Origin of the sequence: Sphingomonas flavalba (genome assembly GCF_004796535.1) — a bacterium.
Lineage (GTDB): Bacteria > Pseudomonadota > Alphaproteobacteria > Sphingomonadales > Sphingomonadaceae > Sphingomonas_L > Sphingomonas_L flavalba.
In genome coordinates this window covers 1-11,652 of record NZ_SPHY01000026.1, presented here as the reverse complement: position 1 = coordinate 11,652, position 11,652 = coordinate 1, and the positions used below count along the sequence as shown (strand labels likewise).

Annotated in this window: 10 protein-coding genes; 6 read left to right on the top strand and 4 right to left on the bottom strand. The window is 69.5% G+C overall.

The window, feature by feature from the left end:
* Positions 1-282: 282 nt before the first annotated feature.
* A complete protein-coding gene (locus E4A53_RS14240) occupies positions 283-1,161 on the bottom strand; it encodes a type II toxin-antitoxin system prevent-host-death family antitoxin (RefSeq protein ID WP_168694400.1) in 879 nt (292 codons plus the stop codon).
* Between the two features lie 229 nt (positions 1,162-1,390).
* Here E4A53_RS14240 and E4A53_RS14235 point away from each other — a divergent pair, with 229 nt between their 5' ends.
* The 5 genes from E4A53_RS14235 to E4A53_RS14215 all read left to right on the top strand — a co-directional run bounded on the left by E4A53_RS14235 (position 1,391) and on the right by E4A53_RS14215 (position 7,685).
* Entirely contained in the window at positions 1,391-1,819 is a 429-nt protein-coding gene (locus E4A53_RS14235) for a TadE/TadG family type IV pilus assembly protein (protein WP_136163779.1), read from the top strand.
* Complete coding sequence (locus E4A53_RS14230) at positions 1,819-3,453, top strand: TadG family pilus assembly protein (RefSeq protein ID WP_136163778.1); 1,635 nt, start codon at positions 1,819-1,821, stop codon at positions 3,451-3,453. Before E4A53_RS14235 ends, E4A53_RS14230 begins: the two co-directional genes overlap by 1 nt.
* 112 nt (positions 3,454-3,565) lie before the next feature.
* Positions 3,566-5,542 (top strand): DNA topoisomerase IV subunit B, encoded by a 1,977-nt coding sequence (gene parE, locus E4A53_RS14225; protein WP_136163777.1) that lies wholly within the window; start codon positions 3,566-3,568, stop codon positions 5,540-5,542.
* Between the two features lie 206 nt (positions 5,543-5,748).
* On the top strand, positions 5,749-6,429 hold the full coding sequence (locus E4A53_RS14965; protein WP_239018319.1) for an Npun_F0296 family exosortase-dependent surface protein: 681 nt from the start codon (positions 5,749-5,751) through the stop codon (positions 6,427-6,429).
* Between the two features lie 143 nt (positions 6,430-6,572).
* Entirely contained in the window at positions 6,573-7,685 is a 1,113-nt protein-coding gene (locus tag E4A53_RS14215) for an alpha/beta fold hydrolase (RefSeq protein ID WP_136163776.1), read from the top strand.
* A gap of 2 nt (positions 7,686-7,687) precedes the next feature.
* Here E4A53_RS14215 and E4A53_RS14210 read toward each other — a convergent pair whose 3' ends face one another.
* Genes E4A53_RS14210 through E4A53_RS14200 form a run of 3 tightly spaced genes read right to left on the bottom strand, consistent with a single transcriptional unit; the run spans position 7,688 to position 10,085 of the window.
* On the bottom strand, positions 7,688-8,485 hold the full coding sequence (locus E4A53_RS14210) for a LysR family transcriptional regulator (protein WP_136163775.1): 798 nt from the start codon (positions 8,483-8,485) through the stop codon (positions 7,688-7,690).
* Positions 8,482-8,880, bottom strand: coding sequence for a Co2+/Mg2+ efflux protein ApaG (gene apaG / locus E4A53_RS14205; protein ID WP_136163774.1), 399 nt, complete (start codon positions 8,878-8,880; stop codon positions 8,482-8,484). Before apaG ends, E4A53_RS14210 begins: the two co-directional genes overlap by 4 nt.
* Entirely contained in the window at positions 8,877-10,085 is a 1,209-nt protein-coding gene (locus E4A53_RS14200) for a trans-sulfuration enzyme family protein (RefSeq protein ID WP_136163773.1), read from the bottom strand. Before E4A53_RS14200 ends, apaG begins: the two co-directional genes overlap by 4 nt.
* A 182-nt stretch (positions 10,086-10,267) precedes the next feature.
* Here E4A53_RS14200 and E4A53_RS14195 point away from each other — a divergent pair, with 182 nt between their 5' ends.
* Positions 10,268-11,512, top strand: a complete 1,245-nt coding sequence (locus E4A53_RS14195; protein ID WP_136163772.1) for a glycosyltransferase family 39 protein — start codon at positions 10,268-10,270, stop codon at positions 11,510-11,512.
* Positions 11,513-11,652: the final 140 nt, after the last annotated feature.

The window sequence follows — 11,652 nt, the reverse complement described above, 5'->3', positions numbered from 1 at the left end:
GGGGAAATAGGGCCGCAGACGATCCATCTGCTCGTCACTCAGCCAGTACAGGTCGCTCATGCTCAGTCTCCTTACGGAGCCTGAATCAGATCGAGCCTCTCACATCAATGGGTCCTGAGCCTAGGCGGCACCACCCTCCAGCACCTTTCCAACGATGCTGCGTATCGCCGGAACCTTGGGCGCTTTCGCCCGCTCCCCCACCCGGCCTCCCAACGGCAGTATCATGTGGGAGGCCGGGTGGGGGCGCGGGCTGGTGCCAATTCCGCTTCAAGCGGACAAACTCTAATGCCGGACCGGCGTCGCCAGCAGCAGCATGCCGTCAATGGTGAAGCCGCTGCGGGTCGCGGCAAGGGCGATCGTCATCCGATGCTCCTCGCCGCCGCGACCGAGCAGTTCGAGGTCGAGGACGCGGGCGTCGCCGCCGGTCAGCACCCGTTCGATCGCCTCGTTGACCGCGACGCGACGGGCGACCGGCACCACGTCCGACAGCCGGGCATGGACGATCTGGATCGATTCGAAGCCGAGCATCGCCAGCAGCGTATCGTCGACGGCGGCGAAGGTACCGCGCGGGGTCAGCCGTGCCGTGCCCGCCTCGCCATGCACCGCCATCGCCGCGACCAGCGCGTCATGGTCGGCGGCAAGCGCCCGCGCGGCGACATCCTCGTCGATGCGGGTGGTCAGATAGCCGACGCCGCCGTCATGGCGGAACGCGTCGATGCGCAGCGATTCCCCCGCCAGCCGGCCGGACGGCGCCTCGACGCTGGCCGGTTCGCCGGTCTGCAACACCCGTTTCAGCAGGCGGGTCAGCACCGCCGCGGTCAGTTCCGGGTAGAGATCGGCCAGACGTAGGCCGATTAGCTCCGCCTCCGCCCGCTGCAACCGCTGCTGGGCGGCGCGGTTGGCGCCGGTGACGAGCAACTGTTCGTCGAGGGTCACGTAACCCTGCGCCATCTGGTCGAGCATCACCGGCGGCACCATGTGGCGGCCGTCGCCCCCGCCCGGCCGCTCACGCCCGAAATCGTCGATCGACAGCAATACTGTCTTCGGCCGGCCGTGGTTAGTGACGGTCACCGGCCCGCGCATCGCCCGGTCCTGCCACAGGCCGAAATTGCGGCACACTTCCGCCGCCGTCGCCATCGTCATCCGCTGCGGGTCCATCATCGATTCTCCCATCAATCCGCGCGCTCTGCGCAAGTCACACAGGGGAAGACGGCCCGCCGCCGCCCGGCATTAGGGCTTCGGCGCCAGTCTGGTCCGCGCCGGAGCAGACAGCACTACATCACTCGAAAATGGAGGTTTTACCGGCTTTTCCGCAAATTGCGGCGGAGCGAATTGACTACCGTCCGCGCGCGATAGTGGCGGCATCGTCAACGAACCGCAGAGGCGCGCCATGCCGTTCCCCCGCCCCACCCGCCGGCGCCCGTCGCGACGCGCCATCGCCGGCACCGCGCTGATCGAATTCGCGCTGCTGCTGCCCATCCTGTCGACGCTGCTGTTCGGCATCCTCGCCGGCGGCAACTATTTCTACCTCGCCCATTCGATGCAGCAGTTGGCCAACGATGCCGCCCGCGCGACGATCGCCGGGCTGACCGCGGCCGAGCGGACGACGCTGGCCACCGGCGCGGCGGTGGCGGAGGCGCGCGACGGGCTGGCGGTCGACCTCGCGCGGATGCAGGTCGGCGTCACCGACCGGGGCGATTACGTTACGGTGCGGATCACCTATGACGCGTCGGACCAGATGCTGTTCCGTCTGGGCTTCGCGCCGATCGCCGGCCCGGTGATCCGCCGCACCGCCGTGGTCCGCAAGGGCGGCCTGTGATGCGCGTCCTGCTCCGCGACCGCGCCGCCAGCGTGACGATGATCGGCGCCGGAGCGATGCTGATGGCGCTCGGCTGCGCCGCCTTCGCCGTCGACCTCGGATCGATCTGGGTGCGTACGCGCGCGCTGCAAGGCGCCGCCGACGCCGCCGCGATCGCCGCCGCGCAGAACCTGTCGGACCCGGCCGCTGCGGCGCGCGCCGCAGCGGCCGCCAGCGGCTGGGACGGCCCAGTGGCGGTCGCCGTCACCCCCGGCCACTACCGCTTCGACGACGCGGTGGCACCGGGCCAGCGCTTCACCGCCGCCAGCGGATCGCCGGACGCGGTGAAGGTCACGCTCAGCGCCACCGCCCCGGCTTATTTCGCGCTGGCGTGGATGACGGAGAACCGCGTGCCGATCGCGCGCAGTGCCACCGCCGCCCGCGCCCGGCTCGCCAGCTTCTCGATCGGCAGCCGGCTGGCGGCGGTCGACGGGGGGCTGGCGGGGCAATATCTGTCCCAACTGGCCGGCATCGACCTGCAGCTGAGCGTCATGGACTACAACGCGCTGCTCGGCGCCGACCTGGGGCTGCTGCGCTTTTCCGACGCGCTGGCGACGCGGCTGCACCTGACCGGCCTCAGCTTCGCGGAGCTGCTGGCCAGCGAAGTGACGCTGCCGCAATTGTTCGGCGCCCTCGGCGATGCCCTCGGCGCGCAAGGGGACGCCACCGCCGCGGCCGCCGCCCGCCAGATCGCGGCGCGGGTGCCGGGGCAGGCGGTCACGCTGTCGCGGCTGATCGACCCCGGTCCCTATGGCGCGCAGGACAGCCGGGGCGGCAGCGGCGCCGCCGACATGAACGCCTATGGCTTCACCCGCGCGCTGCTCGAACTGGCGGCCGGCGGCCGGCAGGTGAAGCTGGACCTGGGCGCCGGCATCCCCGGCCTGTTCGACACCAGCCTGTGGATCGCGGCCGGCGAACGACCGGCCAATTCGCCCTGGCTGACCGTCACCGACCATGGCGAGCCGATCGTCCGCACCGCGCAGACCCGCGTCTATGTCGAGGCGAAGACGCCGGGCATCGCCGGCATCGGCCGCGTCCGCCTGCCGCTCTACATCGAGCTGGCGAGCGCCGAGGCGAAGCTGGCTGACATCGGCTGCGGCGGCGGATCGGCTGGACAGACCCTTGCGCTCGACGTGCGGCCGAGCATCGGCCACGCGTCGGTCGCCGACATCGATCCGACGCGGCTGGGCGATCACCAGACGCCGCTGGCCGAAGGGCCGGCGACGCTGGTCGACCTGGCGCTGGTCAAGGTGCACGGGCAGGCGCGCGTCGACCTGGGCGGGGTCGGCTGGCAGCGGCTCAACTTTTCCGCCGCCGATATTGCCAGCCACCGCCCGCTTACCGTTTCCACCAACGACCTGGCCGCCGGGCTGGCCGCGTCGCTGATCCGCGCCATAAAGCTGGACGTGCAGCTGATCGGCCTGCCGATCGGGCTGGGCGGGGTCGGCGCGGCGGTGGGCGGCGCGCTCGCCACGGCGGCCGGGCCGGTCGACCAGTTGCTGGGTATGGTGACCGACCTGGTCGGCATCAGGCTGGGCCAGGCCGACGTCCGCATCGAAGGAGTTCGCTGCGGACGGCCGGCGCTGGTCGCCTGACCCGCCACGAAACGGGAAACGCATACGCTACACTACTGCCCGCCCGAACGCGCGACCAGCCGATCCGATCCACCGCTTGTCACCGGCGGCGCCCCGTCCCTATAGCAGCGCCATGTCCGATGACCTGTTCGCCGCCAGTGCCCCCGTTTCCGACAGCTACGACGCCTCCGCGATCGAGGTGCTGGAAGGACTGGAGCCGGTGCGGCGGCGGCCGGGCATGTATGTCGGCGGCACCGACGAGCGCGCGCTGCACCACCTGGCGGCGGAGGTGCTGGACAATGCAATGGACGAGGCGGTCGCCGGCCACGCCACCCGCATCGAGGTCAGCCTGGATGTCGGCAACCGGGTGACGATTTTCGACAACGGGCGCGGCATCCCGATTGACCCGCACCCGAAATTTCCCGGCAAGTCCGCGCTCGAAGTCATCATGTCGACGCTGCATTCCGGCGGCAAGTTCGCCGGCAAGGCCTATGCGACGTCGGGCGGGCTCCATGGCGTAGGCGTCAGCGTCGTCAACGCGCTGTCGGCTGAAACGGTGGTCGAGGTCGCCCGCAACCGCGAGCTGTTCCGCCAGCGCTTCGCCCGCGGCGTGACGCAGGGGCCGCTGGAATCGCTGGGCGCGACCCAGAACCGGCGCGGCACCACCGTCAGCTTCGTCCCCGACCCGGAGATTTTCGGCGATCTGAAATTCCGTCCCGCGCGGCTGCACCGGATGGCGCTGTCCAAGGCCTATCTGTTCGCCGGGGTCGAGATCCGCTGGCGCTGCGCGCCGGAGCTGATTGCCGACGAGACGCCGGCCGAGGCTGTGTTCCAGTTCCCCGGCGGCCTCGCCGATCATCTGCGCGAGCAGTTGGCCGGGCGCGAATGTGCGACGACCGAATTCTTCTCCGGCGCGCAGGATTTCCCGGACGGGCGCGGCCGCGCCGAATGGGCGGTCGCCTGGCCGCTGTGGAGCGAGGGCAGCTATCGCTGGTACTGCAACACCATCCCGACCCCGGACGGCGGCACCCATGAGGCGGGGCTGCGCGCGGCGCTGACCCGGGGCCTGCGCGCGTTCGGCGAGCTGGTCGGCCAGAAGAAGGCCAAGGACCTGTCCGCCGAGGATGTGATGAACGGCGACGAGCTGATGCTGAGCGTGTTCATCCGCGACCCGCAATTCCAGAGCCAGACCAAGGACCGGCTGACCAGCCCGGAAGCGGCGCGGCTGGTCGAGGCGGCGGTGCGCGACCATTTCGACCATTTCCTCGCCAGCGACATGGACCGGGGGCGGGCCCTGCTCGGCTTCGTGCTGGACCGGATGGAGGACCGGCTGAAACGCCGGGCCGAGCGCGAGGTCAAGCGCAAGACCGCCACCTCCGCCCGCAAGCTGCGCCTGCCCGGCAAGCTGACCGACTGTTCCGCCGACGACCCGGCGGGGACCGAGATCTTCATCGTCGAGGGCGACAGCGCCGGCGGCTCCGCCAAGCAGGCGCGCGACCGCAAGACGCAGGCGGTACTGCCGATCCGCGGCAAGATATTGAACGTCGCCTCCGCCAACAGCGCCAAGATTTCCGCCAATCAGGAGATCGCCGACCTGACCCAGGCGCTCGGCTGCGGCATCCGCGACCGCTTCGTGCCGGAAGGGCTGCGCTACGAACGCGTCGTCATCATGACCGACGCCGATGTCGACGGCGCCCATATCGCGACGCTGCTGATGACATTCTTCTTCCAGGAGATGCCGGAACTGGTGCGGCGCGGCCACCTCTACCTAGCGCGGCCACCGCTCTACCGCCTCGCCGCCGGCAGCAAGAGCGCCTATGCCCGCGACGACGCCCACCGCGCCGAGCTGGAGGAAACGCTGTTCAAGGGCCGCAAGGTCGAAGTCAGCCGGTTCAAGGGCCTGGGCGAGATGAATCCCCAGCAATTGCGCGAGACGACGATGGCCCCGGCAACGCGCAGCCTGATCCGCATCGTCCTGCCGCGCGAATACGAACAGCGCGCCGGGGTGCGCGATCTGGTCGAGCGGCTGATGGGGAGAAACCCGGAACACCGTTTCCAGTTCATCCAGGACAACGCGGCGCGACTCGACGGCGAGGCGATCGACGCCTGAGCGCCTGATCCCCGCCGCCGGACCGGAAAATGTCCCGTTAAGAGACGATCCGTCCCGATTCGACCCGTGAATCGTGCAGATTCCTCTGCGAAACGTCGCATTCGTACAGGACAAGGTTAGCGGTTTGTTAGTACTATCACAGCCTGCGCAGTGAGTCCGGGTGGGCGATTCATCGAAGCGCGTAACCGAGTGTGAAGGGGTAGACCATGAAAGCATATCTTCTCGCCGCTGCAGCTGGCCTTGCGGTCCTCGCTGCCCCGGCCATGGCGGGCGTGACCGTCACGACGCATACCAATGGCGTCAACCCGGGTGTCGACGTCGGCTATGCCGGCCTCGGCCAGACCCTGCTCTATGACTTCGACGGCGCGTCGCCGACCGCCGGCAACCTGACCGGCAGCTACACGATCTTCGTCGCGCCGGGCACGGGTGAGAGCGCGGCGCCGGCCGGCACCCCGGCGGGTGAGAGCTATCTCAGCGTCCCGAACCCGGCATCGACCGGCGTTGCCGACATCCTGCTGGGCGGCGGCTACTTCTCCGCCAGCTTCTACTGGGGCTCGATCGACGGCTACAACACCGTCGAGGTTCTGGGCGCCAACGGCAACGTCATCGGCAGCTGGGCCGGCAGCGCCCTGCCGACGCCGACCAACGCCGACGGCAACCAGAGCAACTACACGTCGAACATGCGCGTGAACTTCACCGCTGACGGCGGCGACTACATCACCGGCTTCCGCCTCCACTCGAACGGCTTCGCGTTCGAGACCGACACCTATGCGGTCGGCGCGGCGGTTCCGGAGCCGGCGACCTGGGCGATGCTGCTCGGCGGCTTCGGCCTGATCGGTGGCGCGATGCGGCGCAGCCGCAGGACCGCGCGCACGGTCCTCGCCTGATCCAACGATCGGGGGAAAAAGAAGGGGCGGTCTTCGGGCCGCCCCTTTTTTCATGCCCGCGCGCCCTACCGCCCCCTCGGGTTTATCCCGCCGCCGCCATCGCCTATCGTCCAGGAAGCGAGCGGTGAGCGAGGAGGAACGCCATGCGCGGATATGCGGCTTTGCTGGCTCTTGCGGCGGTGACGGACGCCCCGGTGGCGGCGCAGGCCCCGGTCGGCCCGCACAGTCGGGCGGACGCGGTCAGGATCATCGCCGGCCTGCGCCAGATCGTCAGCCCGAACGGCTTGCAGGCAGTCGAGACGATTCCGATCGGCGGCATCGATCAGGTCGTGTCGATCCGCAGCCAGGATCTGCGCAACCCCGTCATCCTCTATCTGCACGGCGGCCCCGGCTTCGTCGAAATGCCGCTGGACTGGTGGTGGGACCGCGGCTGGGACGAATATTTCACCGTCATCCACTGGGACCAGCGCAACGCCGGCAAGACCTACACCGCCAGCGGCCCGAACGATCCGGCGCTCCTGACCCCCGAACGCTTCCAGCGCGACGCCGAAGAAGTCGTCCAGTGGGCGTTAAAGCGTTTCGGCAAGCGCAAGCTGTTCGTCATCGGCCATAGCTGGGGCAGCATGCTCGGCCTACGGCTGGCCGCCGCCCATCCGGAATGGCTGCACGCCTATATCGGCATGGGCCAGGTGACCAACGGCCCGGAAAGCGAGCGGCGCGGCTGGGCGTGGACGATGGCCAGGGCGAAGGCCGACAACAATGCGGAGGCGGTCCGCGCGCTCCAGGCGATCGCCCCCTACGCCGCTGGGCCGGGCCCGATCCCGGTCGAGGCGATCATGGTCCAGCGCAAATGGCTCGGCCATTATGGCGGCGCGGCGTGGCGGCGGCCCGGCGGCGATTTCGAGGCGGCGGCCTTCGCCCTCGCCCCGGAATACAGCGACGCGGATGTCCGCAACGCGTTCAAGGGCCAGGCCGCCGTCACCCAGGCGCTGCTGCCGAAAGTCCTGACCACCGACCTGTCGACGATCCGCACGCTGAAAGTGCCGCTGATCCTGCTGCTCGGCCGCCACGACATCAACGTGTCGAGCGAGGTCGCCGCCGAATGGTTCGCCGCGGTCAAGGCACCGTCCAAGCGGCTGATATGGTTCGAGCGTTCCGGCCACCACATCACCAGCGAGGAACCGGGCAAGCTGCTGACAACGCTGGTCACCCATGCCAGGCCGATCGCGGCGCGGGCGGGCGATGCTGCGCCCTGAGATCAGGCCCCGGCGAGAGCGGCGGCCAACGCCTTGACCTTCTTCTGCCGCCACTGCGGCGTCGGCGCGATCAGCCAGTAGCCGGCGCCGCCGCCCTGCGGCGCGCCAACCGCCGCGACCCGCCCGGCCGCCAGATCGCCCTCGGCGAGCAGCGCCGGAACATGAGCGACGCCGAAGCCGGCCGCCGCCGCGTCGATGGCCAGCCCGGCATCGGCGACCTTCAGCGCCGGCGCCGCTTCGCTCTCGCCGCGCGGGCAGCCTGGCCATTCGATTCGCCCGGTGGCGCCATCGGGGCGGCCGACGGCGACGAAGTCGGGCGCCGCCAACGCCACCCCTTCGTGCTCGCCCGGTCCATCGAGCAGCAGGATCGCGCAATCGAGGTTGGCCTCGGTGAAATCGATCGCGGTATCGGCGGCGATCAGGTGGAAGCGCAGATCCGGGTCGGTCGCGGCATAGGCGGCAAGCCGGGGTGCCAGCCATTTGGCGGTCAGGTCGCGCGGCGCCGCGATGGTCAGCGACTTGGAGGTCTGGCCGGCCTGCATCGCCCGCACCGCCTCCTCGAAATTCAGGAAGCCGGCGCGCAGCGCATCCAGCCCGGCCTCGCCTTCCGGCGTCAGCTCAAGCCCCTTGGCGGTGCGGCGGAATAACACGGTGCCCAGCGTATCCTCCAGCGCGCGGATCTGTTGGCCGACCGCCGCCGGCGTCACCGCCAGCTCATCCGCCGCGCGGGTGAAGGACAGGTGTCGCGCCGCCGCGTCGAGCACACGCAGGCCGTTCAGCGGCAGGTGGGTCCGCTTCATTGCGCCACCGCCGGCGCGACCAGCGGAAAGCGCGGTATCGCGATATCGAAGGTGCCGCCGTCCTCCGCGATCATGCCGTAATAGCCGACCATCTGGCCGGTCGGCGTCGCCAGCGGACAGCCGGACACATAGTCGTAGGACCGGCCTGGCGCGATCATCGGCTGTTCACCGACGACGCCATCGCCCTGCACCTCATGTCGGGCGCCGCGCCCGTCGGTGATGATCCAGTGCCGGGTCAGCAACTGCACCGCCTGCGGCCCGTCATTCTCGATGCGGATGTGGTAGGACCAGAACCACCGCCCCCGCGCCGGCTCCGCCTGCTCCGGCAGGAAACTGACCGCGACCCGCACCGTCACCCCGCGCGTTGTCGCGACATGGGGGAACAGCGCCTTCACAGGCCGACGGCCCGCAACGCCTGATCGAGATCGTCGATCAGGTCCTGAGGGTCCTCAAGCCCGACATGGAAACGCAGCATCCCCTCGCCGATGCCCATCGCCTCACGGACATCGGCGGCGAGGCCGCTGTGGGTGGTGGAGCAGGGATGGGTCATCAGCGAGCGGGTATCGCCGAGATTGTTCGATATGTCGATCAGCGCCAGCGCGTTGAGCAGGCCGTGCGCCTGTGGCCGGCCGCCGTCCAGCCGCAGCACCATCACCGTTCCGCCGAGCCGCATCTGGCGCATTGCCAGCGCGTGCTGCGGGTGGCTGGCCAGACCGGGGTAGAGCAGGCCCGGCACCCGCCCGGCGAGGAAGGTGGCGACCGTCAGCGCGTTCTCGCTCTGCCGCGCGACGCGCAGGTCAAGCGTCTCCAGCCCCTTCAGCACCACCCAGGCGTTGAACGCGCTCAGCGTCGGCCCGGTGTTGCGGGTGAAGGGCAGCAGCGTGTTCTGGATGAAATCCTCCGACCCGCAGACTGCGCCGGCCAGCACCCGCCCCTGCCCGTCCATCATCTTGGTCGCCGAATAGGCGACGACGTCGGCGCCGAAATCGATCGGCCGCTGCAACGCGGCGGTGGCAAAGGCATTGTCGACGACGCTGACCAGCCCACGTTCCCGCGCGATCGCGCAGACCGCCGCCAGATCGACGATGTCCAGCGTCGGGTTCGCCGGCGTTTCGAAGAAGAACAGCCGGGTTTCCGGCCGGACCGCGTCGGCCCAGGCCTGGGTATCCGGCCCGTCGACGATCGTCACGCCGACGCCGAAGCGCGGCAGTAGCGTGTCGGTCAGCCAGCGGCAGGAACCGAACATTGTCCGCGCGGCGACGATATGGTCGCCCTGCGACAACTGGCAGAGCAGCGCCGCGGTCATCGCCGCCATGCCGCTCGCCATGCAACGCGCCGCCTCCGCCCCGTCGAGCAGGGCGATACGCTGTTCCAGCATCTCCACCGTCGGGTTCTGCAGGCGCGAATAGGTCATGCCGGTTTCGGTGCCGGCAAAGCGGGCGGCCGCCTCCTCCGCATTGTCGTAGCTGTAGCCGGAATTGAGGAACAGCGCTTCCGACGTCTCGCCCCATTCCGATCGCGCGGTGCCGCCACGCACCGCCTGGGTTGCGGGGCGCCAGTGGCGGGTGATGCTGCGGTCCTGGCCGGTCGTGCGCTTCATGGCCCCCGCCTTTGCAGTGGAGCGGCGGCACAGGTCAATCATCGCGACAAGTAATATTTCCTTGGGCGATCCGTACCGTCGCTAGCGGCCGATCGCCATTCCGTGCGTCGGTACACTCACCCCCTTCTCTTTTTCGGCAAAGCCGCCGACAAGGCGCAGGCGGGCGGAGAACGAGGTTGCGGATGCTGGATCGGACGGTCGCATGGCTGGCGGGGCGCAGTGTGCTGGAACTGGTGCTGCTGCTGGCACTGCTCGCCGAGGCGCTGTTCCTGTGGGATCTTGGCCACCCAGCCAGGCTGATGTTCGACGAAACCTATTACGTTCCGGCCGGGCGCACCACCTACGGCATGGTCGGCCCGACCAATGTCGAGCATCCGCTGTTCGCCAAATGGCTGATCGGCCTGTCGATGGCGCTGTTCGGCGACACGCCGTTCGGCTGGCGGGTGTTGAGCACGCTGGCCGGCACCGCGACGATGGTTTCGCTGTTCGCGATCGCGCTGGCGCTGTTCCGGGACCGGCGGGCCGCGACCACCGCCGCCGTGATCGCGCTGCTCGACCAGATGCTGTTCATCCAGGCGCGGATCGCGATGCTCGACGTGTTCATGGGCGCCTTCCTGACCGCCGGCATCGCGCTGACGCTCTGGGCGTGGCGGGCAGAGGGCGACGCGCGGCCGCGGCTGTTCGGCGCCGGCCTCTGCCTGGGGCTGGCGGTCGGCTGCAAATGGACGGCGATCCCTTATGTCGCGCTCGCCTGCGCCGCCGCCGCGATCGCGCAATTCCGCAACCCGGCGGCGTTCCGCGGCGCCGGACGCTGGACGCCGGCATTGTGGATCGGCGTGCCGGCGCTCGCCGCCTATTTCGCCACCTTCGCCCCGGCGCTCGGCTATGCCGACCATCCGCTCCGGCTGCGCGAGCTGATCAGCTATCAACTGTTCATCTATGGTGAGCAGACCAAGCCGCTCGCGGCCCACACCTACATGAGCCAGTGGTGGCAATGGCCGCTGATCGGCCGGCCGATCTGGTATTTCTATGAGGTCGACGACGGCGCGCAGCGCGGCGTCATCCTGCTCGGCAACCCGGCGGTGATGTGGGGCGGGCTGATCGCCGTCACCGCCTGCCTGTGGTGGGGGCTGAAGGCGCGTTCAGCCCCGCTGCTGTGGGCGGCGGGCGGCTACCTGTTCGCGATCGGGGTTTGGATCGTCATCCCGAAGAAGATCGGATTCTACTATTATTATTATCTGCCGGCGCTGCTGCTCAGCATCGCGCTGGCCGGCGCGTTCCACCAGATGCGCTCGGGCCGCGTCGCCGCGCTGTTCCTGGCGGTGGCAGCCGCGCTGTTCGTCTATTTCCACCCGATCATCTCAGCCGCGCCGTTGCCCGATGCCCAGGCGTTCCGCGACTGGATGTGGTTCCCGAGCTGGCCGTAGCCGTCCAGAGTCTTTCCTGTTCAAGCGGCACCGGCCCGCTCCCCCACCCGGCCTCCCAAATGATACTGCCGTCGGGAGGCCGGGTGGGGGAGCGGGCCGGTGCCGTTTCCGCCTGAAGCCGACGAGTCCTAACGATACCG

Bases quoted from the DNA above. Each gene is read 5' to 3' on its own strand.
- E4A53_RS14965 (WP_239018319.1), top strand. From the start codon at position 5,749: ATGAAAGCATATCTTCTCGCCGCTGCAGCTGGCCTTGCGGTCCTCGCT.
- E4A53_RS14210 (WP_136163775.1), bottom strand. From the start codon at position 8,485: ATGAAGCGGACCCACCTGCCGCTGAACGGCCTGCGTGTGCTCGACGCG.
- E4A53_RS14240 (WP_168694400.1), bottom strand. From the start codon at position 1,161: ATGATGGACCCGCAGCGGATGACGATGGCGACGGCGGCGGAAGTGTGC.
- E4A53_RS14235 (WP_136163779.1), top strand. From the start codon at position 1,391: ATGCCGTTCCCCCGCCCCACCCGCCGGCGCCCGTCGCGACGCGCCATC.
- parE (WP_136163777.1), top strand. From the start codon at position 3,566: ATGTCCGATGACCTGTTCGCCGCCAGTGCCCCCGTTTCCGACAGCTAC.
- E4A53_RS14230 (WP_136163778.1), top strand. From the start codon at position 1,819: ATGCGCGTCCTGCTCCGCGACCGCGCCGCCAGCGTGACGATGATCGGC.
- E4A53_RS14195 (WP_136163772.1), top strand. From the start codon at position 10,268: ATGCTGGATCGGACGGTCGCATGGCTGGCGGGGCGCAGTGTGCTGGAA.
- E4A53_RS14200 (WP_136163773.1), bottom strand. From the start codon at position 10,085: ATGAAGCGCACGACCGGCCAGGACCGCAGCATCACCCGCCACTGGCGC.
- E4A53_RS14215 (WP_136163776.1), top strand. From the start codon at position 6,573: ATGCGCGGATATGCGGCTTTGCTGGCTCTTGCGGCGGTGACGGACGCC.